Genomic DNA, 24,777 nt, shown 5'->3' with positions numbered 1-24,777 from the left:
CAACTGAGGGTAGACAAGATGTAAGGGCAATCGCTGGGCCGAGTCACGGAACGATCAAGATCGTATTTGGAAAGATTTATCCTGTCTATTCTAAGGGGAGTGACCGCTATAAATGTGACTATCGAAAAGTTGACGGAGTAAGTGGTCTTTACAGGTCAAATCCTGGATTTAAAGGGCAGGATCAGATAACGTTTTCGATCCATACAATTACGGGAGAAGCTTACACGGTTGTCATAAATATTACCGTTAAATGACAACGTAGCGCTCACCCACTTACTAGCGCCAGCTCCTCCGCCGTCAAATACCGCGCCGTGCCCTTGGCGAGGTCGCCTAGAGGCAGCTCGCCGATGGCGATGCGGATGAGGCGCTTGACCTCGATGCCGTGCGCGGCGAGCAGGCGGCGGATGTGGCGGCTGCGGCCCTCGTCGAGCACGATCTCCAGCCAGGCGGTGCGGCCGCCGCTGCGCAAAAGCGCGATCGAATTGGCGGTCAGGGTCTCGCCGTCGACGGTGACGCCCGCCCGCAGCGTCTTGAGCATCGCTTCGTCCGGCACCGCGCCGATCTGGACGTGATAGGTCTTGGGCAGATGCGAGGCCGGGTCCATCAACCGGTTGGCGAAGCGTGTGTCGTTGGTCATTAGCAGCAGGCCCTCGCTCGCCTTGTCGAGGCGGCCGACCGGCGAGACGAAGGGCAAATCGAGCCCTTCCAGGCAGGCATAGACGGTGTCGCGCTGTTGCGGGTCGTCGCGGGTGGTGACCAGCCCGCGCGGCTTGTTGAGCATGACATAGACCTTGTACTCGGCAACGACTTGCTCGCCATCGACGACGATGCGGTCGCGGTTCAGGTCGACGCGCAATGCGGCATCGCGCACCACCTTGCCGCCGACGCGCACGCGACCTTCCGCGATCAGCACCTCAGCCTGCGTGCGCGAGCAAAGGCCGAGTTTTGACAGCGCGCGGTTCAGGCTGACGCCGGGCGACTTGGCCATGTGTGGCCTGGTGATCGCCGGCCTGTCGGCATCGTGTGTCCGCCGTGGTGTCATGGCCGTAGCTCTGGTGTCGGTTGGGCCGACTGATGGCACGGGCGGGGGCGAGTTCGCAAGCTCCGGCGGCGGGCGCACTGGCATAACCGGTTTGACAAGGATTCCGAAAAGAGCGGGTTGAACTTCTCAAGCTCTGTCTCATATTCGATCCATTGGGTTTGACAGGGGCGGCAAGATTGCGTGCGATGTACTGCAGATGAAATCGATTCCATCCACTCGGTAAACACACCGGTCCCGGATTTGGCGCCCGCCGACCGCGACCAGATGTTTGCCTTGTACGAGACCTACTACGAGGCCGTCGACCGCAAGGGTTTCGAGCGCGATCTCGCCGAAAAGGATGCTGTCGTGACTATCCGCCATAAGCGGAAGATCATCGGCTTCTCGACCTATCTCGTCCGGCCACAGACGATCGGCGGGGAAACAATCCACTATCTCTTCTCGGGCGACACGATTCTCCACTCCGCGCGCTGGGGCGACCCTGTGCTGCTGCGTGGTTTCTTCCACGCGGCGGGCACCGCCAAGGCAAGTGTCGGAGGCCGGCTGTTCTGGTTCTCGATCATCGGCGGGCATAGGACATTCCGTATCCTGCCCAATTTCTTTCACGAGTTCGTTCCCGCCATCGACGGCGCGAACCCGGCCGGCCTTCAGGCAATCCGCGACAAGATCGCGGCTGCCCGCTACGGCAGCTACTTCGATCCCTCGACCGGCCTGATCGATTTCGGGCCGTCGCAGGGCCATTTGCGGCGGGAATGGGCAGATGTCGAGGAAACAGCTGTCCGCAACCGGTTCGCCGCGTTCTTCCTGAGGGCCAACCCGTCCTATCTTCGGGGTGTCGAACTCGCCTGCCTGGCGGAGTTCGAGCTTGGCAATCTGAAGCGCTATGGAGCCGCGAGCTTTGCCGAGGGGCTGAACGATGGCGGCTGAGGCCTGGGCACGGATCGCCGACGCGACCGCGGCTTGCGACGCGAGTTTCCGGTCGCGGCTCGATGGTGTCGAGGCCACGCAGCGCGCTGTCTTGCAGCGGCTTGTCAACGCCAATGCCGCGACAGCGTTCGGAACTGAGCACGGCTTCGCCGGCGTCACTTCGGCGGAAACCTTTCGCGATCTGGTGCCGATCGGCGATTACGAACGGTTGTCGCCCTATATCGAGCGGGTGGTCAGCGGGGCTGAGAACGTGCTGACCGCCGAACCGGTCCGGTTCCTGGAACAGACCGGCGGCAGTTCCGGCGGCTCGAAATTTATTCCTTATACGGATACGGGCCTGCAGGCCTTCACCGATTGCCTCTATCCCTGGCTGGCGAACCTGATCCGGCGCCGCCCGGGCATCAGGCGTGGACGCAGCTATTTTGCGCTGAGCCCAGTGGGCCGCGGCGCGAACGAGCGCGTCGGCGCGCTCAGGTTGGGCAGTCCAGTGCCTTTCGCCTATTTCGGCGCCTTGCGCGACAGCCTGATCGAACTTTCCGCCGTGCCGATGGACCTGCGGTTGCTCGCCGATTTCGCCAACTGGCAGAGGCAGACCTGCCTGCATCTTTTGGCCGCTGAGGATCTCGCCCTGATCTGGGTCTGGAGCCCGACCTATCTGACCGAAATCCTGCGCGCGATGCAACGCGATGCCGAGAGCCTGTTGGCGGAACTGGCTGAGAAGCTGAGCGCCACGCAGCCGGCGGATGCGGTGCGCAGTCGCATTGCCGTGCTGGAACGCGCGCTTGGGAATTCGCAACTGTCGGAGATCTGGCCTCGCCTCGACACGATCAGCTGCTGGACCGACGCCTCGAGCAGCGGCTTTGCCGCCGCGTTGCAGGCGCAATTCCCGCACGTGTCCATCCAGTCCAAGGGGCTGATGTCCACCGAAGCCGCCGTTTCATTCCCCTACGGCGATGGCCCCGGCTGTATCCTGGCATCGCAAAGCGGGTTCTTCGAGTTTGTCGATGAAAGCGGTGCCTGCCTTTTCGCCTGGCAGTTGGAGGCCGGTCGGATCTACAGGCTGATCGTTACCACGGGCTCCGGCCTCTACCGCTACGACACGCAGGACATGATCGAGGTCACTGGATATACCGGGGATACGCCGCGCCTGCGCTTCCGTGGCCGTGCCGGCATGGTGTCCGATCTCTGTGGCGAGAAGCTCACGGAAGCTTTCGTCGCGCGCTGTCTGGCCGAGATCGGGCTCGATCATCGAACCTATGCGCTGCTGGTGGCGGTCGCGGCGCCACACCCGCACTACCGGCTTTTCGTCGAGGCTGGTCCAGGGCGCACCGTCGACGGGTTTGATGAAAGTCTCGACCACGCGCTCAAGGCCAATCCGCAATATGAATATGCCCGCCGCATCGGCCAGCTCGAGCCGTTGCGGGCCAAACACGTCGATGACCTCTATGGCAGGCTGAAGCGCCACCGCATGGCGGGCGGCACCAGTATTGCCGGGATGAAGGCGCCGATTCTGCTCGGGCGATCGGACGCGGCGCTTCTCGCAGCGCTCGAAGCGGATCAGGGGGAGATTTAGGACGATGCCGCATCTGCTTGGCATGGAATCGAAAATTCGGGATGCCGGGCAAGGTCGCGAAGACCGGAGGCGGACGGGTCAGGCCGTCAGGCGCAAGGTCAACGCGTCCAGGCCGCGGATGGAGGAATTGTCCATCCAACAAGCGCCAACCGGTTCGATGGTGTTCCAACGGGCGAGTGCGGCTTCCAGCACCGCGGTACCTTCCATTTCCGCTAGCGCCCTGCCGATGCACACATGCGCCCCCCGGCCGAAGGCCAAATTCTGCTTGCCGGTCCGGCCAAGGTCGAAACGCGACGCATCAGCAAACTGGGCCGGATCGCGGTTGGCGGCCCCGACCAGGAGCACCAACAGCTCGTCCTTCTCGATTTCCTGGCCGTCAAGCACGACGGGTTCGAGCGGCCAGCGGCAGATCTTCTGCACAGGGCTTTCCAGCCGCAGCGTTTCGGCAACGGCATTGGCGGCAAGCCGGCGGTCTCTGCGCAAGGCGGACCACTGGAGAGGCTGGTGAGCAAGATGGAACAGCATGTTGCCGATAAGGTGCACCGTGGTCTCGTGGCCGGCAAAGGCCAGGAAGGCGATGTTGCGACCGGCGGCCGTCAGCCCCAGCGCCTCGACAAGAGTGGCAAGCCCAGTCAGCAGCGACGGTACCTGCCCGGCGGCAAGCAGACGACGCAGATGCTCGACGAAATAGTCGGACATTTCATCGGCCGGATTGCCATGGCCGCCAAACGCTTCGTCGAAGCCGGTATCGAGAATGGTACGGATCGAGCCCGACCATGCCCGGATCAATGGCATATCCTCGTCCGGCACGCCAAGCAGGCGGCAGATGACCCGTTCGGGTACGGCGCGCGTGAAGGCGGCCACGACATCGATCGTGCCGGACTGGCCGGCATCGCCGATAAGGTCCTCGACCGCTTCGTCCACGACGGGACGCAATGCTGCCATGCCCTTACCGACAAAGGGTTGCTGCAGGGCCTGGCGCAAGGCGGCGTGGGCGCTGCCCTCCTGATAGATCAGCCAGTCACGGATCGCGGAAGACGGCTCGGCCGTTCCGCCGCCCGGCGGCACATGCGACAGCTTGCGATTGGCGAGACTGCTCGAAACGAGATCGTAGCCGGTGAGGTAGACATCGCCCCACGGCGCTCGCCAGACAGGAGCGCGCCGTCGCATTTCATCATGGATCGCGTAGGTGTCCGCGGCACCTTCGAAGGCGCCGGCACGAATGCCTTGCCATGGGTGCCGCGTGGCTTCGAATGCAGGACTGGAAGAAGGCTCGCTATGCATCGACTTTCGAAAAACCCTACCTTGTCACCGCGTACAGGTGTGCGCCACGCACGCCTGAATATTGACGCCCGGCCATGACCAGCGATCAGGGACCAATCTATTATTTCTGCACGCGCCAACACGCTTACACGATGGGCGTGCTGCTTGGCTATTTCCGCCACGGGCTTGGCGATCTGGTCCGGATCATTCCCTATGAGTTGGCGGGAAGGCTCGGCCCAGTGGCTCCCGGCACCTTCATCTTCACCGATTTCGAACGGCTGGCGCCGGCGCAGTTGGAGGCCGCGATTGCATTGCATGCGCGCATCGCCTTGTTCAATCCAGGTCTGTTGCGCCTCAACGACCCGGCAATCGTACCGCGGCGCTTCGACTTGCTGAGGCGGCTCAAGGGCGCCGGCCTGAATCATTTCGATGTGTATCGTCTGGGGGAGCGCAAGTCTGTTCGCCGGTTTCCGGTTTTCGTGCGCTGGGAGAGCCAGCACGAGCCGCCGCTGACCTGGCTGATCGACTGCGCCGAAGCGCTGGAGGCGGCGATTGCCAGCCTGCCGGGCCATGTTCGCCAGGACCCTGACCTGATGATTGTGGAATATGGCGCGGCCCCTTCGGCCGACGGCAGGTTTCGCAAATACTCGGCCTACAAGGTCGGGTCGACGATTTATCCGCAGCACTGCTTCATCAATGAGAACTGGTACATCAAGTTTCCCAGCACCCGTTTCACCGAAGCCGACAGAGCCGAAAGCCGCGCCTATGTCGCCGACAATCCGCATGCCACGCAGATCGAGCGTGTCTTTGCGCTGGCAGGCATCGATTACGGCCGCATCGACTACGGCATCGTCGATGGCCGGGTGCAGACCTTCGAGATCAACAACAATCCAACGGTTCTGGCGCGGCCGCCTGGCTGGGATCCGGGTGTGGATTACAGCCGCTACGCCGAGATGCATGAGCGCGCCTTGCGCGGCATCATGCGGCGGCCGTCCGGCCCCGACCTCTTGCTCGGCGACGGCTCGATGAGCGTCGATGCCATCCACGCCGATGCCATGCACGCGGTGCGGCAGCGCATCGCGGGATTTTCCCGGCGGCGGCGCCTGTCGCTGCGGCCGCTGAAGAAGCGGCTGGCGCGGCTGTTCGGCAGAGGGTGAAGGACGCCGATAATTGGCCGGCCGGGAGCTTCGATAGGACGCGGTTAAGGCCGACACCGAGTGGCTTGGGTGTGGGTCGGTCGTGCTGGCATTCTGTCTGGGGTCGGTTCATGACATGACGGTGCGCAGCGGTGCCGGCACACGCTCGACCGGCCTGGCCGTTGCTGCCGGGCGTCGCCGTCGCAACCTGGTATCTTGGCGGGCTGGCGCTCGATTTTGCCGAATCGGGCGGCTTCAGCAGTCCGGTGGCGGAAACGCATGAGGGACTGGGCGGCGCCACCGTGCTGGCGTTCTTCATCTGGGGCGCCGTCAGGCTGGTCCTCTGGCTGCGCAATCGCGGCATCGGCTCGATGGCCGTTGCCGTCCCGGTGATCGAAATCGCCGGCTCCGTGTTGGTCACGGTCACCGCCTATTATGGCGGCATCTTGGTCTACGATCTCGGCGTCAATGTCGCCAAGGTCGCGGTCGGCGGGTAATGGTCACAAGCGGCCGGGCCGTTGGCCGGCCGCTTACACCGCAGTGCCGACCAGAGCGCCGATGCCGGCGGTGAGCGCCATGGCGAAGGCACCCCAGAAGGTGACGCGCAGCGTCGCGCGAAGGATGTTGGCGCCGCCCGCCCTGGCGCCGATCGCGCCCAGAAAGCCAAGGAAAAGCAGGGACGCCACCGAGACCGCCAGCACCAGCATGGAGGCAGGCGACACCAGCACCATGAGCAGTGGCATGGCCGCGCCCACGCTGAAGGTCGCCGCCGAGGTCAGCGCCGCCTGGATCGGTCGCGCCGTGGTCATTTCCGAAATGCCGAGTTCGTCATGGGCATGCGCGGCCAAAGCATCCTTGGCCATCAGCTGATCGGCGACCTGGCGCGCCAGGCCCGTATCCAACCCGCGCTTGACGTAGATCTGCGCCAGTTCCTCGCGCTCGAATTCGGGCTGCGTCCTGAGTTCCTCGCGCTCGCGGGCGAGGTCGGCATTCTCGGTGTCCGATTGGGAGCTGACCGAGACATACTCGCCGGCCGCCATCGACATGGCGCCGGCGACCAGCCCGGCTATGCCGGCGACCAGAACCTGCGAAGTCGGCGCCGCGGCCGACGCCACGCCGACGATCAGGCTCGCGGTCGAGACGATCCCGTCATTGGCCCCCAGCACGGCGGCGCGCAGCCAGCCGATGCGCGACACCAGGTGGTTTTCGATATGCAGGCGGCTCATGCTTTTCTCCGGATCGTGCCTTCGAGTTTCGTGGCGGCGGCGACTGTATTGGAAATCGTGCCATACTTGCGGACGTTCTTGTGCAGCAGCTCCAGCCGCTGGTCGGTTTCATCGGTGTCGACGACAAGATCGTAGTCGATCGAGGCAATGCCCGGCGGGGTGTCGCGCCGAACGGCATGCAACGCGACCTTGACGCCGCGCAGCTTGAAACCGAGCATCGGCGTGACGCGCTCGATGCCCTTGATCATGCAGGCGGCGATCGCCGCCAGAAGCAGTTCGGCTGGATTGAAGGCATCGGCCCGGCCATCGAGACAGGTGTCGAGAACAAGCGCGGCGTTTTTGGTCGTGGCCACGCTGCCTCGTGCATCGGTCCGTCTGGCTTCAACGCTGTATTCGAACATGGTGCCACCTGCTTCGCCGCCCGCCTGGCAGGCGCCGTTCTGGCGTTTCTAGCCGCTTTTCAGGAAGCTGAAGTTGATCCAGGTCAGAATCAGGTCGCGCTGTTCCCGTTCACGCACAGCACCCTGCTGGTTGCGGTACGGGCGCCACCATAACAGCGATGGCGCGTCAACCGGCCTGCTGAGCCATCACGATGAAGTTGCCGCAGGTATCGTCGAAGAAGGCGGCGCTGACCGGACCCATGCGCTGGGGCGGTCCGAGAAATTTCACGCCGCGTCCGGCGAGGCGGTCGTAGTCGGCCTGGACGTCGTGATCAAGGCCGCCGGGAAGTGGGCGTCATGGAGCGCCTTCTGCGCGGCACGCGCTGGCGCATCGTGGTTGGGCTCGAGCACCAGTTCAGCGCCGTCGGCTTGATCCGGAGACACCACCGTCAGCCAGCGGGGCCGGCCGCCGTCGTAATCATGCTTTTTCACGAAACCGAGGACCGAGGTGTAGAAGGCCAGCGCCTTGTCCTGGTCATCGACCTTGATGAGGATATGGCGAAGTTGCATGGGAGAATTTCCTTGTGGCTGCATGAGGTTATCGCCCGCGCCTAATCCCGCGCATTGAAGAACTGCGTCAGCACAGGCGCGTGCGCGGCTGCCTTCAGCATGTGGTTCTGGCCGGCTAACGTTCGGTAGCGAGCATTGGGCAGAGCCTGCGCCAACGCCTTGTTGCCATGGCGCATCCATGGCGGGCTCTTGCCGCCATCGGTCACCAGCGTCGGCAAGCTGAGCGCGGTCCAGCGGGCGGGGTCCAGCGGCTTGCCGAGCTGATCGCCGGCGACGATGGCGCCGTCATAAGGCAGCGTATGCGCCACCGCCTTGAGCTTGCGCCAGATCGGCGTCAGCTTCATGACCGCGATCAGCAGGCCGGGCATGCCGACCGATTTGAGGAAGGCGCTCACGGCGTCGCCACGCCGGCCGTCCACTATGGCTTGCCGGATCGTTGCCCAGTCGCCTTGCGTGGTCGCGCGGCTGTCGTCGACGATCAGTGGCGCCTCGTAGAGTGCGAGTTTCCGGATGCCGGGCAGGCGGGCTGCCGCCATCAGCGCCAGCATGGCGCCTGATGACATGCCCCAGACATAGGCTTCACCGCCGGCCGCCCGCAGCACGGCCGCGATGTCGTCGACCTCGTGCTCGACCGCGTAAGGCAAGGTGTCGCCGCTGTCGCCGCGGCCACGGCGGTCATAGCGAAATACGGTGAAATCGCCTTGCAGCGCCTTGGCGAGCTGAAGGCTCGGACCCATGGTGCGGGAGCAGAGCGCGCCGTCGACGAGGATGAGCGGATGGCCCTTGCCCCGGCGCTCGCAGGCGATCGGCGTTCCATCCCGCGACAACACGGCCCCCGACAAATCGGCTTGCGTGGTCGGCTTCGCGCTTTCAGCCAGCATGGTCGGCTCCCCTGTTGATCAGCTGTTGCAGCCGGTCGAAGCTCTGGATCCAGCCGCCGCGCATGCCGAGCGCAAGCAGGCGTTCGCGGTCGGCGGTGCTGGCCAAGGTGACTTCAAAATGGACATGGGTGCGGGCGCCGTCAGGGGTGAAGGTGATCGTATGGCGGCTCTGGCCGGGCGGCTTGCCGGCCCATTCTCGGATTTCAGGGTCCGGTTCGTCGCGGTAGCTCAGCCTGAGGTTTTCGACGATCTCGAGATAGCTGCCCTGGTTGCGGTAAAGCGCGCCACTGGCGGTCAGCATGTCGATGCGCCAGCGGCCGCCGACGCGCACATCGAGCACGCAATGGGGAATGGTGCAGTCCTTGATGCCCCACCATTGCGCCACCAGAAGCGGATCGGTCCACAGCTTGAAGACGCGCTCGACCGGAGCGTTGAAAATCCGCTCGATGGCAAAGCTGCGATCGGCGGTTGCGGGCGCGCTCATTTCGGCCTGTCCGCGCCGCGCCGCAAGAGGTCTTCCATGCGATCGAAACGGTCTTCCCAGAGTTTTCGGTAGTCATCCAGCCAGCGGTCGATGTCGCGCAGAGGCTTGAGTTCGATGCGGCTGAGGTGCTTTTGCGCCGCCCGGCTGCGGGTAACGAGGCCAGCCTGTTCCAGCACGCCGACATGCTTGGAGACAGCACGCACAGTGAGCGCGAAAGGCTGCGCCAGTTCGGCAACGGAAGCTTCGCCGTCAAGCAGCCGGGCGAGGATCGCCCGGCGTGTGGGGTCGGCGAGAGCGGCGAATGTGTCGTCGAGGGAGATCTGAGGAGCCATTGTGGAACCATTTAGTTCTGGAACTAAATGGTTCTATAACGGGATTGGCTGAATAGGTCAACCGGCTTTGGAGCGTGAGGCGGTGAGAAGGCGAGGGCGCCTGCCGGGGCGGATTCGCCCGGCAGGCGGTGTTCAATGTCTCAGGCGGCTGCCTTCTCGCCGGCAATCCCGTTCAGCACATCGATCGCCTCGCGCGGCAGGTCGAGTTCGGCCGCCGCCAGGTTCTCACGGAGATGACCGACCGAGGAGGTGCCGGGGATGAGCAGGATGTTGGGCGCGCGGCGCAGCAGCCAGGCGAGCGCCACCTGCATCGGCGTCGCGCCAAGTTTCCTGGCGACGCTGGCCAGCGTGTCCGACTGCAGCGGCGTGAAGCCGCCAAGCGGGAAGAACGGCACATAGGCGGTGCCGGCAGCACCCAGCGTGTCGATGAGCGCATCGTCGTTGCGGTGGGCGATGTTGTAGAGGTTCTGCACGCACACGATGGGGACGATGCGGCGCGCCTCCTCGACCTGGGTGAGCGTGACGTTGCTCAGCCCGATATGCTTGACCAGGCCCTGCTGCCGAAGCTCGGCCAGAACCGAGACTTCTTTCGCGATCGAGCCTTCGGACGGTCCATGCAGGCCGTCGGTGCGGCGGAAGTTCACCACGTCGAGCGCATCGAGGCCGAGATTGCGCAAATTGTCGTGCACGGCCTGCTTGAGCTCGTCGGGCGCCATGGCCGGAAGCCATCCGCCCTTGTCGTCGCGCCGGGCACCGATCTTGGTGACGATGGTGAGATCGGCGGGGTAGGGGTGCAGCGCCTCGCGGATGATCAGGTTGGTAACGTGCGGGCCATAGAAATCGCTGGTGTCGATGTGGTCGACGCCGCTGGCGATCGCCTCGCGCAGCACCGCAAGGGCTGCGTCGCGGTCCTTCGGCGGCCCGAATACGCCGGGTCCGGCCAGTTGCATGGCGCCGTAGCCGAGGCGCTTCACGGTGCGGTCACCGAGTTTGAAAGTTCCGGCTTTGCTGATGTCGGTCATGGTCTCATCTCCTTTGGATCAGCCCAATGTAGACAAAGCGCGCCTGCACGATAATATGGTGCAATCGGCACAACCTGTGCGGAAAGGCGAACAATGGCAACGGATCTCGGCGACCTCCAGGCATTCATGGCGGTGGCCCGCGCCGGCGGCTTTCGCGAAGCGGCCAGGACGGGCAGCGTCAGCGCTTCCAGCCTCTCGGAGACGGTGCGGCGGCTCGAGACCGGCCTCGGCGTGCGGCTCTTCAACCGCACGACGCGCAGTGTGGCGCCCACCGAGGCCGGCGCGCGGCTGCTGGAGCGGCTCGGCCCGGCGCTCGGCGAGGTCGAGGCGGCGCTCGACGTGGTCAACGGCTTTCGCGGCCGCCCGGCCGGTACGCTGCGGCTCAACGTGCCGGTCGTCGCGGCCAAGCTGGTGCTGCCGCGCTTGTTGCCGCCCTTCCTCGCCGCCTATCCAGATATCCGCATGGAAGTGACAGCGGAGGACAGTTTCGTCGACATATTGGCGAGCGGCTGCGACGCCGGCATCCGCTATGACGAGCGGCTGGAGCAGGACATGATCGCGGTGCCGATCGGCCCGCGCCGGCAGCGCTTCGCAACAGCGGCGTCACCGGCCTATCTCGACCGGCATGGCCGGCCCGACCATCCGCGCGACCTCTTGCATCACGCGTGCCTGCGCGGCCGCTTCGCCAGCGGCCTGACGCCGGCCTGGGAGTTCGAACGCGACGGCGAGGTGGTGAGCGTCGAGCCGACCGGCCCGCTTTTGGTCAGCACCGGCACGGCAATGGCGCTGGCGCTCGAGGTGTCGATCGCCGGCGGCGGCATCGTCTCGCTGTTCGAGGACTGGCTGCGCCCCTATTTCGACGATGGCCGGCTGGAGCCGGTGCTGGAGCCCTGGTGGCAGGAATTTTCCGGCCCGTTCCTCTACTATCCCGGCCGCCGCCTGACGCCGGCGCCGCTGCGTGCCTTTATCGATTTTGTCGGTGGGATGCGCTGGGGGTGAAGGGTGGGTGAACGGTAGCGGAGCGCCTCGAGAACGAGAGCGAAGGCCGGTGAAGGCTGGCGTCGGCTGGGATAGTAAAGATGATAGCCTGGGCGTGGTATGCACCAGTCGTCCAGTACGCGCAGCAGCCGACCGGTGCTGATGTCCGCCTCGACGACGTCCAATGGCAGGTAGGCAAGTCCCAATCCGTCGAGTGCTGCTTGCCGCATCAAGCTTATGGAATTGAATACGGCACGACCTTGGACACGGGCATTCAGCTCGCGGCCATTGTTGCGAAACTCCCAGACATAGAAACCGCCATGCGTCGGCAGGCGGAGATTGATGCACTGGTGCTCGGTGAGTTCCTGCGGTGTGTCCGGGAACGTCCGGCCTTCGAAGTAAGCCGGCGCCCCGACCACCGCCTGTTGGAAATCAGGACCGATGCGCATCGCGATCATGTCCTTGTCTACCTGCTCACCAAGTCGCACGCCGGCGTCGTAGCGCTGCGCCACGATGTCGATCAGACCATAGTCCGAAATGATCTCGACGTTCACGTCAGGGTATTGCGGCAGCAACCGCGCCATGGCCGGCCAGAGGATGGTTTCAGCGGCGTGCTCGACGGAATTGATCCTGACCGTGCCGGCCGGCTTGTCGCGCATCTCCCCCAATGCCTGGATGTCGCGTTCGATCTCATCGAACCTTGGCCCGATGCTGCCCAGAAGCCTCTCCCCAGCCTGCGTCAGGGCGACGCTGCGGGTCGTTCGGGTCAGGACCCGAAGGCCAAGCCGCTCCTCCAGGGTGCGGATGGTATAGCTCAAGGCAGACTGCGATACGCCGAGCCTGGCGGCTGCCCTGGTGAAGCTCTGCTCACGGGCGACCGCGATAAAGGCCAGAAGGTCGTTCACATTCTGCCTTCGCATTCATCAATCCCATTTCTAAGTTCATGCCGATAATACCATCTAATCCCGTTTCTCGGCAGGGGCTACCTATGCCCCATCAACGAAGGGATTTTGGAACATGAGCAAGGTTTGGTTCATTACCGGCGCCGGGCGAGGCATGGGCCTGCATATCGCCAAGGCTGCTCTCGCCGCCGGCCATCAAGTGGTCGCCACCGGGCGCAATACGGACAAGGTGGCGAAAGCTGTCGGCAAATCCGACAGGCTTCTGGTCGTCAAGCTGGACGTCACCAGCAGCGCCGACGCCGAAACGGCCGCCAAGGCCACCATCGAGCGCTTTGGCCGCATCGACGTCCTGGTCAACAATGCGGCCAGCTTCTACGCAGGCTATTTCGAGGAACTGTCGCCCCGGCAGATGGACCTGCAACTGGCCACCAGCCTTGTCGGCCCGATGAATGTCACCCGCGCTTTTCTGCCGGCGATGCGCAGGCAGGGATCGGGCAGGATCATCTCGATCTCGTCGACGGCAGGCCTCGTTGGCTACGAATTCTGCACCGCCTATTCGGCGTCCAAATTCGGTCTCGACGGTTGGATGGAAGCGCTGCAGGTCGAGGTCTCGCCCTTCGGTATCGAGACCATGATCGTCAATCCGGGCTTCTTCCGCACCGAACTTCTCACCGAGGAATCGACCAGATATGCCGACCTCGCCATCGCGGATTACAGCGCGCGCCGTGCGCAGCAGGAGGCCTTCTGGACCAGTGCGAACGGCACACAGGGCGGCGACCCCGCAAAACTGGCGCAGGCCTTGATCACACTGGACAAGGAGGCCGCGCTTCCCCGGCGCTTCCTGGCCGGCGCCGATGCCATCGCCACGGCTGAGCAGAAGATTGCGACATTGCGGCAACAGATCGAAGCCTATCGCGCGCTTTCAAGCTCGCTGGCGATCGACGGGTAATCCCGGCTGCGAGGGTCAAGCGCGCCGGGTCGAAACAGATTCATCAGGCGTTCTTAAGTGTCTGTTTTCATGCATGAATGCATGTCGTTGCAGAATGCAGAAGCCGTGTCGGTGCTGAAACCATGCGCCTTCGAGACGCCCCTTCCGTCTGTACATCCGAACAATCCAAACCCGGTCCGTAACGGTTTGTTTTCCTGCCCGGCGTACTCACGAGGGCAGGCGTCGTGAATGGCCGACGCACCCTCGACGCATGAAGGAAGGGGGACGCGCAAGAAAATGGGTTCGCCCTGGTCTGAATTGCTGGCCAATCTCGCGGTCGTTGCGATGTTCGTTTCGGTCTGGATCCACACGCATGTGTGGCTGGACCGCAGGCCGGCCGCTGTTAAGGCCGCGGCCTTCGGACTGCTGATGGGCGCCGGCGCCATCATCCTGATGCTGACGCCGATGCAACTCCAGCCAGGCGTCTTTGTCGATCTGAGGGCAACGATGATTGCCGTTGCCGGCTTCTTCGGCGGTCCCGTCGCCGGTCTCGTCGCAGGCGTGATGGCCGGTGCCTTCCGGGTCTTCGAGGGCGGCATCGGCGCCTTCGCCGGCGCGGTCGGGATCGCGGCCACCATGCTGATCGGCATTGCCGGCAATCTTGCGCTGAGGGGCCGCTCGCCCGGCATGCGCGATATCATGATCCTGGGTGCGGCCGCCGCATGCGGATCGCTGCTTGGCCTTAGTGTCCTGCCGCGGTCCATTATCGAGACGGTGCTGCCGAAGGTGGTGTTCCCCTCCAGCCTGCTTATCTTCGTCTCCGTGGCGATGTCGGGGCTGGCGATCTACCAGGAGCGGCGTCGCCTGGAAGCGTTGCAGTCGAGGCGCATCTTCAAGGCCGTGTTCGAGACGCTGCCCGATTGCCTCAACGTCAAGGACCTCGACGGGCGGTTCATCGCCGCCAATCCGGCAACGGCCGCGCTGATGCAGGCGGCAAACGCCAAGGCGCTGATCGGCAAGACGGATTTCGACTTTTATCCCAGCGAAACGGCGCAGGCTTTTCGCGAGGACGAGTTGGCCGCCCTGGCGTCCGGCGTCTCCTCCACCATCGAGCAGCGCCTGCACCATGAGGACGGCACCGATGCCTGGCTGGCGACGCTGAAGGCGCCGTTTCGCGACAGGACCGGGGCCGTCATCGGCCTGATCACGCACAATCGCGACATCACCCAGCGCAAGCAGCTGGAGACCGAATTGGCGGAAAGCCAGGCGAGGCTCGGAGACGCGCTGACGCATATGGCCGACGGCCTGGTGATGTTCGACCCCCAGGACAGGCTGGTGCTCTGCAACGCTCAGTATCGCGCCATGTTTCCGAAGACGGCCGATATCAGGGTGCCGGGTGCCGACCACCGCGACATCCTGCGCGCGTCGGTCGCGCGCGGCGAAAGCGTCACGCCGCCCGATGCGGTCGAGGCCTGGATCGCCGAAATCATGGACCTGCAGAGGCTTGCCAGCCACCGTCAGATCCGCCTCGCCGATGGGCGCTGGCTCGATGTGCGGACCCGGCCGACCGGCGATGGCGGCAGCCTCAGCGTGTTTTCCGACATCACCGAGGCCAAGCAGATCGAGGCCGAACTGCTGGCCGCCAACGAGAAGCTGAACCTGCTGGCGCATCGCGACGGGCTGACCGAACTGTTGACGCGCCGCGCCTTCGACGACGCGTTGGCGCGCGAATTCGCCCGCGGCCGGCGCAGCGCGACGCCGCTCAGCCTGCTCATCATCGATGTCGACTGGTTCAAGCGCTTCAACGACCAGTACGGCCATCCGGCGGGCGACGAATGCCTGCGCGCCGTCAGCCGCTGCATCGAGGCGACGGCGAGGCGGCCGGCCGACGCGGCGGCCCGCTATGGCGGCGAGGAATTCGCCGTCGTCCTGCCGGAAACCGATGCGCGGGGCGCCTTCGTCATCGCCGAAACGCTGCGGGGCAAGGTGCGCGACCTCAGGCTTGCGCATGCCGGCAGCGAAAAGGGCATCGTCACCGTCAGCATCGGGGTCGGCACCTTCGACGGCAGCGCGACGATCGAGATCGCCGATCTGCTGCGGCGCGCCGATGAAGCGCTCTACGGCGCCAAGGCCGCGGGACGAGACCGCGTGCATGGCTGGCGCCCGCATCTCAGCGAGCCGCGCTCGACAGGTTCCCGGCGCAAAGCGTGAGCCCTGGCCGTCACAGCACTGTCATGGTCGGCTGCCATTAATCCATAAATCTGGATAGATGGATTGATGGACAAGACAACAGCATTGCTGGCGCTCGCCGCACTCGGTCAGGAAACCAGGCTGGAGGTGTTCCGGCTGCTGGTTCGGGCCGGGGCCGAAGGTGTGCCGGCCGGCGAGATCGCCACGCGGCTGGACGCCGTGCAGAATACCATGTCGGCGCATTTGAAGATCCTCGGCCAGGCCGGGCTGGTGCATGCCGAACGCGACGGGCGCAGCATCCGCTACACGGCCGACATGACCGGATTTCGCGATCTGCTGGCCTATCTGATGGAGGATTGCTGCAACGGCGCGCCGGAGCTTTGCCAGCCGATCCTCCAGGCGGTGACCTGCAAATGTTGAGGTCGGCGCTATGACCGACATTCGGCGCCGTCTCGCGGCCGAAGCTTTGGGCACCGCCATGCTGGTCGCAACGGTGGTCGGCTCGGGCATCATGGCCAGCCGGCTGACCGGGGATGCCGCACTTTCGCTGCTTGGCAACACCATTCCAACCGGCGCCATGCTGGTGGTGCTGATCGCCACGCTGGGGCCGGTCTCCGGCGCCCATTTAAATCCGGCCGTCACACTGGTTTTCGGGCTACGGCGCGACATCGGCTGGCTGGCCGCGCTGGGCTACATCACTGTCCAGATTCTTGGCGGCCTCGCGGGCACGCTGGTGGCGCATGCCATGTTCGAGCTGCCCTTGCTGGAGGTGACGGCAACGGTGCGGAGCGGGCAGGGCCAGTGGCTGGCCGAACTGGTCGCGAGTTTCGGCCTGGTCTTCACCATTCTTGCCGGCCTGCGCTTCCGGAGCGATGCCATCCCCTGGCTGGTCGGGCTCTACATCACATCAGCCTACTGGTTCACCGCCTCGACCTCGTTTGCCAATCCGGCGGTGGCCATTGCCCGCGCCTTCTCGAACACGTTCGCCGGGATCCGGCCCTCCGATGTGCCGGCCTTTATAGCCGCGGAACTGGCGGGCGCGCTGCTGGCGCTGGCGCTCGCCGGCTGGCTGCTGGCTGAACCCAAGACCCTCACTGACAAGACCCTCACTGAAATGAAAGCCGCGCCATGACCATCATCATCTATCACAACCCTGCCTGTGGCACGTCGCGCAACACGCTGGCGATCATCCGCCAGTCCGGCGAGGAGCCGGAGGTGATCGAATATCTGAAAACGCCGCCGTCACGCGACAGGCTCGTCGAATTGCTCGAGGCGATGGCGATGACGCCGCGCGCGCTGCTGCGCGAGAAGGGCACGCCCTATGCCGAGCTCGGCCTTGGCGATCCCAAATGGAGCGACGACGAGATTATCGATTTCATGCTGGCGCATCCGATCCTGATCAACCGGCCGATCGTGGTGAGCCCGCTCGGCGTCGTGCTGGCCCGGCCGTCCGAAGCGGTGCTCGATATCCTTCCCAACCCGGATATCGGCCCGTTCACCAAGGAGGATGGTGAGGTCGTCGTCGATGCGAGTGGCAAGCGGGTCGTCTGAAGCTATTTCGAAAAATATCGAAATAGGACTTGACGGTTTCCGTCGCTGGCTGCATGCTATTTCCATGAAACTCGAACAAGCAGCGAAGCAGTTGGAAGCGCTCGGCAATCCGACGCGACTGAACCTCTATCGTATCCTGGTGAGGGCCGGCGAGGCGGGCCGGCCGGTCGGCTTCCTGCAGGAGTGCCTCGGCATCGCCGCCTCGACGCTGTCGCACCATCTGCACCGGCTGATCCTGACTGGGCTGGTCAGCCAGGAGCGGCAGGCAACGACGCTGATCTGCCGCGCCAACTATCCCGTGATGAACGATCTCATCGGCTTCCTGGCCGACGAATGCTGCGCCGATGCGGCTTGCAATCCGGCAGCGGGTGACGCGGCCGCATAAATTTTTGCCTGTTATTTCGATAATACCGGAAGGATAGAAGCTATGGCCATGCAAAACGATCTGCCCATTGCCGTCATCGGCGCCGGCCCGGTTGGCCTCGCGGCCGCCGTTCATCTCATGGCCCGGGGCCTGCCGGTGAAGCTCTATGAAGCCGGCAGCGGTGTCGCGGCCAATTTGCGTGATTGGGGCCATGTCCGGGTGTTCACGCCCTGGCGCTATTGCGTCGACCAGGCGGCCGGCAGGCTGCTCGAAAGCCAGGGATGGCGGATGCCGGACGCGGAAGCGTTTCCGACCGCCGATGAACTCGTCGCGCACTATCTCGAGCCGCTCGCCAGCCTGCCGGAACTTTCATCGGCAATCGAAACCAATGCGCGTGTCGTCGCCATATCGCGCTGGGGCGCCGACAAGGTGCGCGGCAGTGAGCGCGGGACGCGGCCGTTCATGCTCGTGGTCGAGACCGCCGATGGCACCAGGCGTGACAGCGCCCGCGCGGTCATCGACGCCTCGGGGACATGGCGCACGCCCAATCCGCTTGGTGCCGGCGGCATCGCGGCGGAGGGCGAGGCGGAATTGGCCGACCGCATCGCCTACGGCATCCCGGATGTTCTCGGCCGAGACCGCGCGCTCTATGCCGGCCGCACGACGCTGGTTGCTGGTTCGGGCCACTCGGCGGCCAACGCCTTGCTCGACCTTGCCAGGCTGGCGGATGCCGCGCCCGGCACGACTTTCATCTGGGCAGTGCGCGGAACCGACCTCGTGCGCATCTATGGCGGCGGCGACGCCGACCAGTTGCCGGCGCGCGGCGAACTCGGCGCCGATGTGCGCGAGCTCGCCGAAAGCGGCCGCGTCAGGCTGGTCACCGGCTTTGCGACGCTTGCCATACACGAGCGCGACGGCCGGCTGATCGTCGAGGGGCAAAGCGAGGAGGGCTTGGCTCAACTCGGCCCCGTCGACCGCATCATCGCCGCCACGGGGCAGCGTCCGGACTTGTCGCTGACCCGGGAGCTCAGGCTCGATCTCGATCCGTGGCTGGAAAGCGTCAAGGCGCTCGGTCCGCTCATCGATCCCAACGAGCATTCCTGCGGCGACGTGCCGCCGCACGGCCACCGCGAGCTCGGCCATCCGGAGCCCGGTTTCTACACGGTCGGCATCAAGAGCTATGGCCGTGCGCCAACCTTCCTGCTGTTGACCGGCTACGAGCAGGTCCGCTCGGTCGCGGCGGCGATCGCCGGCGACATGGCGGCGGCCGACGCGGTGCAATTGGTGCTGCCCGAAACCGGCGTCTGCACGGTGCCGGCAGGCCGCGTCTCGCAAGGCTGTTGCGGAGGACCGGCGCCGGTTGAGGTCGATGCCTGCTGCGTGGCGGACGCCGACGCCAAGGCGACCGGCAAAGGCGGTTGCGGCTGTGCAAGCAAGATGGAAGCGGCCGAGTGAGCGACGCCAGGATCCCCGCTTCCGCCATCTGGGCGCTGGGTGCCACCCAGATCACCGGCTATGGCACGCTCTATTACAGCTACAGCATCCTGGCGCCGGCGGTAGCAGTGGAACTCGCCTGGTCGCAGCAATGGGTGTTCGCCGTGCTGTCGGTGTCGCTGCTTGCAAGTGCCATCCTGGCGCCGTTCGCGGGCAGCCTCGCGGACCGGGTCGGGGCAGGGCGGTTGATGGTGCCGGGATCGCTGGCGGCGGCGGGCGCGTTGCTGCTGTGTGCGCTGGCGCCCGGGCGTGCCGGCTTTGCCGTCGGCGTGCTGGCGATGGAACTCGCCTCCTGCTTCGTGCTCTACAGCACGGCCTTCGTCGCCATCGTTCAACTCGGCGGCGCGCGTCGCGGCATCACCCATCTCACCTTGATCGCCGGCTTCGCCTCGACGCTGTTCTGGCCCTTGACGACGCTGCTGCACCAGCATCTCGGCTGGCGCGAGGTGCTCATCCTCTTTGCCGCGCTCAACGCCTTTGTCTGCCTGCCGATCCATTGGTGGCTGGCCGGGCTTTCCAGCCGCACCGGCAAGGCGAGGGAGAGGATCATCCCGGCAACATCAGGCCTGTCAGGCCCGGCGCCCAACCGGCGATGGTCGCCGCTGTTCGTCCTGGTGCTGACCGGATTTGCCATAGAAGGCTTCATGCTTTCGGCGGTTCTCGTGCAGATGGTGCCGCTGCTCACCTTGGTCGGTCTCGGCGGAGCCTCGGTGCTGGTCGCAAGCCTGTTTGGCCCGTCGCAAGTGGCGAGCCGGCTCGTCAACATGCTGTTTGGCCGGGGCCTGACACAGACATCGCTGGCGCTTGGCGCGACCGCCGCACTGGCCGGCGGCCTTGCGGTGCTGCTGCTGGTCGCCCCTTCCGTTCCCGGCGCCATGCTGTTTGCCGTGCTTTTCGGCTTCGGCTCGGGCCTGATGAGCATCGTCGGCGGCACGCTGCCGCTCGAATTGTTCGGCCAGGAGCGCTACGGTTCCTATGTCGGCTGGATCACGGCGGCGCGCCAGTTCAGTTCCGCCTTCGCCCCGTTCGGCCTCACCTTGATGATATCAGGCCTCGGCGTCTTCCCTGCCTTGTGGCTCAATGTCGTGGTCGGCCTGTTCGGTATCGCGGCCTTCGCCGCCGTCGCGCTGATCAGCCGGCAATCGCGCAAGGGTGAGGAGAGCGGCACGGCCGATGCGGTCCGTCGCAACGCGAATTTTGCCGCATCTCCAGATTACGTGTCAGGGGCTCGTCTGAAAACGCTGAACTGAAAGGACTGAGAGGAGCCCCACGGCGTCAGATGCAGATGGTCGAGTGTGCGAACGAGAGCAAAGCCGGATCCAAGGACTTGAGCGAGCTTGCTTGCATCGTAGCGTTGGACGGGCAAGCCGCTGCACTTTTCCGGGCCGTCGAGCGCGAAAGTAGCGATAATCGCGTAGCCATTTGGTGCGAGTGCCTGCCCAAGTTTGGCGAGGTAAGCGTCGCGATCCGCCTTTTCGACCATGAAATGAAAGGCAGCCCGGTCATGCCAAACATCGTAAAGCCGTGTCGGCGACCAGGTGCGAATGTCAGCCACGATCCAATCCACTCGCCCGCCAGTCTCGGCCAGTCGACTGCGGGCAGCCGTGATCGCAGCCGAGGACAGATCGAGGACGGTGACATCCTCAAAGAGTTGTTCTTGGAGATTATCCACCAGTCGCGAGGCGCCGCCGCCTACATCAATGATGGCCGACCCAGGATGGGCAATCTCTTTGATCAACGAAAGAGACGGCTCTGGACTGTCTTGGAACCAACTGACGCCGTCCTCCCGTTTCGATTCATATGTTGCGTTCCAGTGCAACTGCGAGGTCTCTCTTTCCATCGGGCCGGCCCTCACTTCAGGTGACCCCACTCATATATCAGTTGCAGTGACGAGCCGGTGACCAATTATGATCGGGCCAGTGGAAGGCGTAGCGGCACGGCGTCGACCTTCTCGGTTGCGAAAAACGCTCTGTTTCGAAGAAGCCCGAACGTGCGTGTCGCCTCGACACTTATCCTGTTGATTAGCCGCTTCGTCATGTGGACCCTTGGAACGAGTTGGATCAAGCTCGCTGGTCTATCCCCAGAAACGAAATGCGCCTGAGCGCAAAGAGCCGGCGTCAACTGGTAGGTCGTATTGCGCGCGGCGGTCATCTGATTGGGGCTGAAGAGCGCGAGATCGACCGGCACCTTAAGATGCCTCGTGTTCGTGAGTAGTTTTCCGGCGGCCGCTTTGGCAAGCACGTACCCACACGAACCCAAATGCTGTCCGAAAAGCCGCGTTGCCGCGTATCCATTCTTTACGCGGATGTGCCGGTTACCGATCCGCACCCCGCCAAAGAATGTTTCCAGTTTGACAACGTCGGCGTCTCTCGGGACCCAACTGTCATCGGCCAGCACGGACCCTGCGTCGTGGCTGAAAACAACGTCGTCCTCGAACACGACGCCATACCGGTCGGGGCCATCTGCGATGATTTGCCAGCAACGACGATGACTGAGAAAGCAACAGATTTCCGCATCGGTGAGCGGAGGCGCGACAAACGGAACGCCGGTGATCGCATCGACACCGGCAACGCGTTCAAAAGCAACACCAATGTGAGAAAATTCCGCTGTTACGGCGGTAAGCCGATCGACTGAGCGATCAAGATTAATCACCAAGCACTTCACTATCGTCCCCCCCCCCCAATAAAATCGTCTCTACTTTGCGGCACCCGCTTCAGATGGAAAATTTACCAGCATTTGTCAGAGAAGATTTTTCTATACGATCGAGTCAGAGAACAGTCAAATTCCGCACTCAGCGAATTCCGAAAAGCAACTGCCCCACCGGGCGGAAAGAATTTTGCCATGGCTGTTTCCCGTGAAAAGAAGTCACTGGCCAAGGATGACGGCCTCGCTCCGGCGGTCGCGGTAATTCGGCCGGGCACGCGCGATTTGCACGATTGAAGCCCTTTGTGTGCTGGCCAGGGACTTGACGCGCTTTCATGTGCCCCATCATATGCAAAAAACTTTTTTGTATGTGTTTAATAGCGAATGGAGCTGTCGAATGACCCAAGCCCAGGCCAATCCAGCGACCCCCGAGCTGGTCGAACGCGGCCGCGGCCGTGTCGCCTGGATCCGGTCGCGCATGGCGATGCTGGCCACGCTGCGTGAGGAGTTCCGCGCCAGCCGCCGCTTCGCCGGCAAGCGCATCGGCATGTCGCTGCATATCGAGCCGAAGACGGCGGTGCTGCTCGAGGTGCTGGCCGAAGGCGGCGCCGAGATCGTCGGCACCGGCAACCACGGTTCGACGCAGGACGATGTCGTCGCCTTCCTGCAGAGCCAGGGCATCGGCGTGTTCGGCCGCCGCGCCGATACGCTCGCCGACCATCACGCCAACCTGGCACGCGTGCTGGACGCGCAGCCCGACATGCTGCTCGACAATGGCGCCGACCTTGCCGCCGGCATTGTCGAACGCGGCAGGGCGGCGTCCATCCTGGGCGGCACCGAGGAGACGACCTCGGGCGGCGACCGGCTGCGCGGTGAGTTGGCCGGCAAGGTGCCGTTTCCCTCCATCGTCATCAATGACAGCCCGCTGAAGGCGATCGGCGAGAACAAGCACGCGGTCGGCCAGTCGGTGGTGGAAAGCTTCATGCGCATCACCAATCTGATGATCCCCGGCCGCCGCTTCTGCGTTGTCGGCTATGGCTGGTGCGGGCGCGGCATCGCGCAGTATCTGCGGGCGCTGGGCGGCCGCGTGGCGATCGTCGAGGTCGACGAGATCAAGGCGCTGGAGGCTGCACTCGACGGCTACCGGGTGGCGCCGCTGGTGGAACTGGCACCGTGGGCGCAAATGTTCATCACCGCCACCGGCCGGGCCGGGGTGCTGCCGGCCGAGACGATCGCCGCCATGCAGGATGGCGCGGTGCTGGCCAATTCCGGGCATTTTCCGTGGGAGATCGACACCGAAGGCCTCGCCGCCATGACCACCGCCACCACCGATCTCGACGGTACCTTGCGGCGTCTCGACCTTACCAATGGAAGGCATGTCATCCTCGTCGCCGAGGGGCGGATGTTCAACCTTGCCGGCGTCGAGCCAAAGGGCAATTCGATCGAATCCATGGATATCGGCTTCATGCTGCAGGCGTTGTCGCTGGAGCGGGTGGTGAAGGGCGAAAACCTGTCAGCAGGCGCGCAGCCGGTGCCCGACGACATCAACCGGCGCATCGCCCGGCTGATGATGGCTACGATGGGGGCGGCACGCTGACTATACTTCCCTGCAATTCCTGATTCTGGTCCTGGAAACTTTGCATGGCTGGCAAAATTGCTGACGCGCCGGACTATTCGGTACCGGCCCTGGAAAAGGCGTTCGACATCATCGAGCTCTTGGCCGAGCAGAAGGACGGGCTGAACCAGGGCCAGATTTCCGAGGCGGTCGGCCGCTCGATCCACCAGATCTACCGCGTGCTGCAGGCGCTGGAGCGGCGCGGCTATATCTTTCGCGATCGCCCGGCCGGCCTCTATTTCCTGTCGCCGCGCCTGTTCGAACTGGCGCACCGGCACGAGCCGTTGCGCGGCCTCGTCCAGGCTGCGCTGCCGTCGATGCGGCGGCTGTCGGACGCGATCCAGCAATCCTGTAATCTCGGCGTCCACAATGCCGGACGAGTGCTGATCCTGGCGCAGGTGGAAAGTCCGGCGGCGTTCGGCTTTCGCGTCCGTGTCGGCGCCGAGTTTCCGCTGTTTGCCACTGCGACGGGCCGAGCGCTGATGGCGTTCCAGCCACAGGACAGAGTCAATCAATGGCTGCAAGCCGCTGGTATCCCTGATGAAAAGGCTGACGTACGCGATGCGCTTGCCCGCATCCGCGCCGCCGGTCACGAGGAGGTGGCGGACGGGTTGCAGCCGGGCGTCATCGATCTTGCCTTCCCGGTTATCGGGCCGTTCGGCCACTCGGTCGCGGCGCTCACCGTGCCCTATGTGGCGACCAGCTACAGCATGCTCGACCTTGCCACCGTGCGCCGCCACGCCGCACAGGCGGCGCAGGAGATCGGGTTGGTGCTGGCGCCCGAGCCATCAGGCCAAAGCGCGCCATGACCGATCCCTCCGTGCCGATCGTCAAGACCGTTGCCATTGGCGCCGAACCGGCCAAGGTCTGGCGCGTGCTGACGATACCCGCGATGATCCCGCAATGGATGTCCGACGAGGAGCTGACCGTCAGCCTTGAGGGCCATGCCGGCGGCGCTATCGTGATACGCGGGCTGCTGCATGGCATGCCGTTCGAGAACCACGGCATTGTCCGGGCGTTCGAGCCGGACAAGAGTTTTACCTACAGCTACTGGAGCACGCTATCGGCCTCGCGCCTGGCGGACGCGCCGGAAAACCACACGCTGGTCAGCTTCGCCCTGGCGCCGGCGGATGGAGGGACGCTGCTGACGCTGACGCTCAGCGATTTCGCCGAACCGGCGATCCGCCCGCATGCCGATCTCTACTGGGGGCCGACCTTGCAGATCCTGAAGGCGGTGTGCGAGCGAAGTTGAGGGGGGCGGGCGCTGTAGCAGCCGCCC

At 64.5% G+C, this 24,777-nt stretch carries 28 protein-coding genes and 1 pseudogene; 16 read left to right on the top strand and 13 right to left on the bottom strand.

Annotated elements, in window-relative coordinates; genetic code table 11:
- Positions 1-265: 265 nt before the first annotated feature.
- Complete coding sequence (locus AC1D05_RS28325) at positions 266-1,042, bottom strand: pseudouridine synthase (RefSeq protein WP_477445118.1); 777 nt, start codon at positions 1,040-1,042, stop codon at positions 266-268.
- A 240-nt stretch (positions 1,043-1,282) separates the two neighbouring features.
- Between AC1D05_RS28325 and AC1D05_RS28320 the strand changes: the two genes are divergently transcribed.
- Entirely contained in the window at positions 1,283-1,966 is a 684-nt protein-coding gene (locus AC1D05_RS28320) for a hypothetical protein (RefSeq protein WP_477445116.1), read from the top strand.
- The gene (locus AC1D05_RS28315) at positions 1,956-3,539 is read left to right on the top strand and encodes a GH3 family acyl-acid amido synthetase (protein ID WP_477445114.1); all 1,584 of its coding nucleotides are present in this window, start codon (positions 1,956-1,958) and stop codon (positions 3,537-3,539) included. The genes AC1D05_RS28320 and AC1D05_RS28315 overlap by 11 nt, the downstream gene beginning before the upstream one ends.
- 78 nt (positions 3,540-3,617) lie before the next feature.
- Here the strand turns inward: AC1D05_RS28315 and AC1D05_RS28310 are convergent, their stop codons facing one another.
- The gene (locus tag AC1D05_RS28310) at positions 3,618-4,823 is read right to left on the bottom strand and encodes a cytochrome P450 (RefSeq protein WP_477445111.1); all 1,206 of its coding nucleotides are present in this window, start codon (positions 4,821-4,823) and stop codon (positions 3,618-3,620) included.
- 74 nt (positions 4,824-4,897) lie between these two features.
- Here AC1D05_RS28310 and AC1D05_RS28305 point away from each other — a divergent pair, with 74 nt between their 5' ends.
- Entirely contained in the window at positions 4,898-5,959 is a 1,062-nt protein-coding gene (locus tag AC1D05_RS28305; protein ID WP_477445109.1) for a hypothetical protein, read from the top strand.
- A 131-nt stretch (positions 5,960-6,090) separates the two neighbouring features.
- Complete coding sequence (locus AC1D05_RS28300; protein WP_477445107.1) at positions 6,091-6,435, top strand: DUF2231 domain-containing protein; 345 nt, start codon at positions 6,091-6,093, stop codon at positions 6,433-6,435.
- Between the two features lie 33 nt (positions 6,436-6,468).
- Here the strand turns inward: AC1D05_RS28300 and AC1D05_RS28295 are convergent, their stop codons facing one another.
- The 8 genes from AC1D05_RS28295 to AC1D05_RS28260 all read right to left on the bottom strand — a co-directional run bounded on the left by AC1D05_RS28295 (position 6,469) and on the right by AC1D05_RS28260 (position 10,833).
- Positions 6,469-7,164, bottom strand: a complete 696-nt coding sequence (locus AC1D05_RS28295) for a VIT1/CCC1 transporter family protein (RefSeq protein WP_477445105.1) — start codon at positions 7,162-7,164, stop codon at positions 6,469-6,471.
- The gene (locus AC1D05_RS28290; protein WP_477445103.1) at positions 7,161-7,565 is read right to left on the bottom strand and encodes an OsmC family protein; all 405 of its coding nucleotides are present in this window, start codon (positions 7,563-7,565) and stop codon (positions 7,161-7,163) included. Before AC1D05_RS28290 ends, AC1D05_RS28295 begins: the two co-directional genes overlap by 4 nt.
- A gap of 166 nt (positions 7,566-7,731) precedes the next feature.
- Positions 7,732-7,833 carry a hypothetical protein gene (locus AC1D05_RS28285; RefSeq protein WP_477445102.1) on the bottom strand — a complete coding sequence of 34 codons (102 nt, stop codon included), beginning with the start codon at positions 7,831-7,833 and terminating at the stop codon, positions 7,732-7,734.
- On the bottom strand, positions 7,830-8,114 hold the full coding sequence (locus AC1D05_RS28280) for a VOC family protein (protein WP_477445100.1): 285 nt from the start codon (positions 8,112-8,114) through the stop codon (positions 7,830-7,832). The genes AC1D05_RS28285 and AC1D05_RS28280 overlap by 4 nt, the downstream gene beginning before the upstream one ends.
- Before the next feature lie 41 nt (positions 8,115-8,155).
- Entirely contained in the window at positions 8,156-8,995 is an 840-nt protein-coding gene (locus AC1D05_RS28275) for an alpha/beta fold hydrolase (RefSeq protein WP_477445098.1), read from the bottom strand.
- Entirely contained in the window at positions 8,985-9,479 is a 495-nt protein-coding gene (locus AC1D05_RS28270; protein WP_477445096.1) for an SRPBCC family protein, read from the bottom strand. The genes AC1D05_RS28275 and AC1D05_RS28270 overlap by 11 nt, the downstream gene beginning before the upstream one ends.
- Entirely contained in the window at positions 9,476-9,811 is a 336-nt protein-coding gene (locus AC1D05_RS28265) for an ArsR/SmtB family transcription factor (RefSeq protein ID WP_477445094.1), read from the bottom strand. The genes AC1D05_RS28270 and AC1D05_RS28265 overlap by 4 nt, the downstream gene beginning before the upstream one ends.
- Positions 9,812-9,951: 140 nt before the next feature.
- Positions 9,952-10,833, bottom strand: coding sequence for an aldo/keto reductase family oxidoreductase (locus AC1D05_RS28260; protein ID WP_477445092.1), 882 nt, complete (start codon positions 10,831-10,833; stop codon positions 9,952-9,954).
- A 93-nt stretch (positions 10,834-10,926) separates the two neighbouring features.
- Here AC1D05_RS28260 and AC1D05_RS28255 point away from each other — a divergent pair, with 93 nt between their 5' ends.
- The gene (locus AC1D05_RS28255) at positions 10,927-11,832 is read left to right on the top strand and encodes a LysR family transcriptional regulator (RefSeq protein ID WP_477445090.1); all 906 of its coding nucleotides are present in this window, start codon (positions 10,927-10,929) and stop codon (positions 11,830-11,832) included.
- Positions 11,833-11,843: 11 nt separating this feature from the next.
- On the opposite strand, the pseudogene AC1D05_RS28250 reads toward AC1D05_RS28255, so the two are convergent.
- Positions 11,844-12,731: pseudogene (locus AC1D05_RS28250) on the bottom strand (LysR family transcriptional regulator); the annotation flags it as partial.
- A 97-nt stretch (positions 12,732-12,828) separates the two neighbouring features.
- Here AC1D05_RS28250 and AC1D05_RS28245 point away from each other — a divergent pair.
- From AC1D05_RS28245 to arsK, 8 genes are all read left to right on the top strand, one after another.
- Entirely contained in the window at positions 12,829-13,662 is an 834-nt protein-coding gene (locus AC1D05_RS28245; RefSeq protein WP_477445088.1) for an SDR family oxidoreductase, read from the top strand.
- A gap of 228 nt (positions 13,663-13,890) precedes the next feature.
- Positions 13,891-15,852 (top strand): diguanylate cyclase, encoded by a 1,962-nt coding sequence (locus AC1D05_RS28240; RefSeq protein WP_477445086.1) that lies wholly within the window; start codon positions 13,891-13,893, stop codon positions 15,850-15,852.
- A gap of 66 nt (positions 15,853-15,918) precedes the next feature.
- Entirely contained in the window at positions 15,919-16,251 is a 333-nt protein-coding gene (locus AC1D05_RS28235) for an ArsR/SmtB family transcription factor (protein ID WP_477445084.1), read from the top strand.
- 10 nt (positions 16,252-16,261) lie between these two features.
- A complete protein-coding gene (locus tag AC1D05_RS28230; protein ID WP_477445082.1) occupies positions 16,262-16,963 on the top strand; it encodes an aquaporin in 702 nt (233 codons plus the stop codon).
- Positions 16,960-17,382 carry an arsenate reductase (glutaredoxin) gene (gene arsC / locus AC1D05_RS28225; protein ID WP_477445080.1) on the top strand — a complete coding sequence of 141 codons (423 nt, stop codon included), beginning with the start codon at positions 16,960-16,962 and terminating at the stop codon, positions 17,380-17,382. The genes AC1D05_RS28230 and arsC overlap by 4 nt, the downstream gene beginning before the upstream one ends.
- A gap of 64 nt (positions 17,383-17,446) precedes the next feature.
- Complete coding sequence (locus AC1D05_RS28220) at positions 17,447-17,767, top strand: ArsR/SmtB family transcription factor (RefSeq protein ID WP_477445078.1); 321 nt, start codon at positions 17,447-17,449, stop codon at positions 17,765-17,767.
- A 42-nt stretch (positions 17,768-17,809) separates the two neighbouring features.
- Positions 17,810-19,201: an NAD(P)-binding protein gene (locus AC1D05_RS28215; protein ID WP_477445076.1), complete on the top strand. Its 1,392-nt coding sequence runs from the start codon at positions 17,810-17,812 to the stop codon at positions 19,199-19,201.
- Positions 19,198-20,490, top strand: coding sequence for an arsenite efflux MFS transporter ArsK (gene arsK, locus AC1D05_RS28210; protein WP_477445074.1), 1,293 nt, complete (start codon positions 19,198-19,200; stop codon positions 20,488-20,490). Before AC1D05_RS28215 ends, arsK begins: the two co-directional genes overlap by 4 nt.
- Here arsK and AC1D05_RS28205 read toward each other — a convergent pair.
- Entirely contained in the window at positions 20,454-21,080 is a 627-nt protein-coding gene (locus AC1D05_RS28205) for a class I SAM-dependent methyltransferase (protein ID WP_477445072.1), read from the bottom strand. The genes arsK and AC1D05_RS28205 overlap by 37 nt on opposite strands.
- A gap of 65 nt (positions 21,081-21,145) precedes the next feature.
- The gene (locus AC1D05_RS28200) at positions 21,146-21,892 is read right to left on the bottom strand and encodes a glycosyltransferase family 25 protein (RefSeq protein ID WP_477445070.1); all 747 of its coding nucleotides are present in this window, start codon (positions 21,890-21,892) and stop codon (positions 21,146-21,148) included.
- Between the two features lie 388 nt (positions 21,893-22,280).
- Here AC1D05_RS28200 and AC1D05_RS28195 point away from each other — a divergent pair, with 388 nt between their 5' ends.
- The 3 genes from AC1D05_RS28195 to AC1D05_RS28185 are packed head-to-tail and all read left to right on the top strand — an operon-like array spanning position 22,281 to position 24,750.
- A complete protein-coding gene (locus AC1D05_RS28195) occupies positions 22,281-23,480 on the top strand; it encodes an adenosylhomocysteinase (RefSeq protein ID WP_477445068.1) in 1,200 nt (399 codons plus the stop codon).
- Positions 23,481-23,524: 44 nt separating this feature from the next.
- Positions 23,525-24,307 (top strand): IclR family transcriptional regulator, encoded by a 783-nt coding sequence (locus tag AC1D05_RS28190; protein ID WP_477445066.1) that lies wholly within the window; start codon positions 23,525-23,527, stop codon positions 24,305-24,307.
- Positions 24,304-24,750 carry an SRPBCC family protein gene (locus AC1D05_RS28185; protein ID WP_477445064.1) on the top strand — a complete coding sequence of 149 codons (447 nt, stop codon included), beginning with the start codon at positions 24,304-24,306 and terminating at the stop codon, positions 24,748-24,750. The genes AC1D05_RS28190 and AC1D05_RS28185 overlap by 4 nt, the downstream gene beginning before the upstream one ends.
- The last annotated feature ends 27 nt before the right edge of the window (positions 24,751-24,777 follow it).

The organism is Mesorhizobium sp. P2_E9 (assembly GCF_056403815.1).
Note: the sequence above shows the minus strand (reverse complement) of the source record. Positions and strands in the feature narration are given on the sequence as shown.

Bases quoted from the DNA above. Each gene is read 5' to 3' on its own strand.
- AC1D05_RS28325 (WP_477445118.1), bottom strand. From the start codon at position 1,042: ATGACACCACGGCGGACACACGATGCCGACAGGCCGGCGATCACCAGG.
- AC1D05_RS28315 (WP_477445114.1), top strand. From the start codon at position 1,956: ATGGCGGCTGAGGCCTGGGCACGGATCGCCGACGCGACCGCGGCTTGC.
- AC1D05_RS28310 (WP_477445111.1), bottom strand. From the start codon at position 4,823: ATGCATAGCGAGCCTTCTTCCAGTCCTGCATTCGAAGCCACGCGGCAC.
- AC1D05_RS28305 (WP_477445109.1), top strand. From the start codon at position 4,898: ATGACCAGCGATCAGGGACCAATCTATTATTTCTGCACGCGCCAACAC.
- AC1D05_RS28295 (WP_477445105.1), bottom strand. From the start codon at position 7,164: ATGAGCCGCCTGCATATCGAAAACCACCTGGTGTCGCGCATCGGCTGG.
- AC1D05_RS28290 (WP_477445103.1), bottom strand. From the start codon at position 7,565: ATGTTCGAATACAGCGTTGAAGCCAGACGGACCGATGCACGAGGCAGC.
- AC1D05_RS28280 (WP_477445100.1), bottom strand. From the start codon at position 8,114: ATGCAACTTCGCCATATCCTCATCAAGGTCGATGACCAGGACAAGGCG.
- AC1D05_RS28275 (WP_477445098.1), bottom strand. From the start codon at position 8,995: ATGCTGGCTGAAAGCGCGAAGCCGACCACGCAAGCCGATTTGTCGGGG.
- AC1D05_RS28270 (WP_477445096.1), bottom strand. From the start codon at position 9,479: ATGAGCGCGCCCGCAACCGCCGATCGCAGCTTTGCCATCGAGCGGATT.
- AC1D05_RS28265 (WP_477445094.1), bottom strand. From the start codon at position 9,811: ATGGCTCCTCAGATCTCCCTCGACGACACATTCGCCGCTCTCGCCGAC.
- AC1D05_RS28260 (WP_477445092.1), bottom strand. From the start codon at position 10,833: ATGACCGACATCAGCAAAGCCGGAACTTTCAAACTCGGTGACCGCACC.
- AC1D05_RS28255 (WP_477445090.1), top strand. From the start codon at position 10,927: ATGGCAACGGATCTCGGCGACCTCCAGGCATTCATGGCGGTGGCCCGC.
- AC1D05_RS28245 (WP_477445088.1), top strand. From the start codon at position 12,829: ATGAGCAAGGTTTGGTTCATTACCGGCGCCGGGCGAGGCATGGGCCTG.
- AC1D05_RS28240 (WP_477445086.1), top strand. From the start codon at position 13,891: ATGGCCGACGCACCCTCGACGCATGAAGGAAGGGGGACGCGCAAGAAA.
- AC1D05_RS28235 (WP_477445084.1), top strand. From the start codon at position 15,919: ATGGACAAGACAACAGCATTGCTGGCGCTCGCCGCACTCGGTCAGGAA.
- AC1D05_RS28230 (WP_477445082.1), top strand. From the start codon at position 16,262: ATGACCGACATTCGGCGCCGTCTCGCGGCCGAAGCTTTGGGCACCGCC.
- arsC (WP_477445080.1), top strand. From the start codon at position 16,960: ATGACCATCATCATCTATCACAACCCTGCCTGTGGCACGTCGCGCAAC.
- AC1D05_RS28220 (WP_477445078.1), top strand. From the start codon at position 17,447: ATGAAACTCGAACAAGCAGCGAAGCAGTTGGAAGCGCTCGGCAATCCG.
- AC1D05_RS28215 (WP_477445076.1), top strand. From the start codon at position 17,810: ATGGCCATGCAAAACGATCTGCCCATTGCCGTCATCGGCGCCGGCCCG.
- AC1D05_RS28205 (WP_477445072.1), bottom strand. From the start codon at position 21,080: ATGGAAAGAGAGACCTCGCAGTTGCACTGGAACGCAACATATGAATCG.
- AC1D05_RS28195 (WP_477445068.1), top strand. From the start codon at position 22,281: ATGACCCAAGCCCAGGCCAATCCAGCGACCCCCGAGCTGGTCGAACGC.
- AC1D05_RS28190 (WP_477445066.1), top strand. From the start codon at position 23,525: ATGGCTGGCAAAATTGCTGACGCGCCGGACTATTCGGTACCGGCCCTG.
- AC1D05_RS28185 (WP_477445064.1), top strand. From the start codon at position 24,304: ATGACCGATCCCTCCGTGCCGATCGTCAAGACCGTTGCCATTGGCGCC.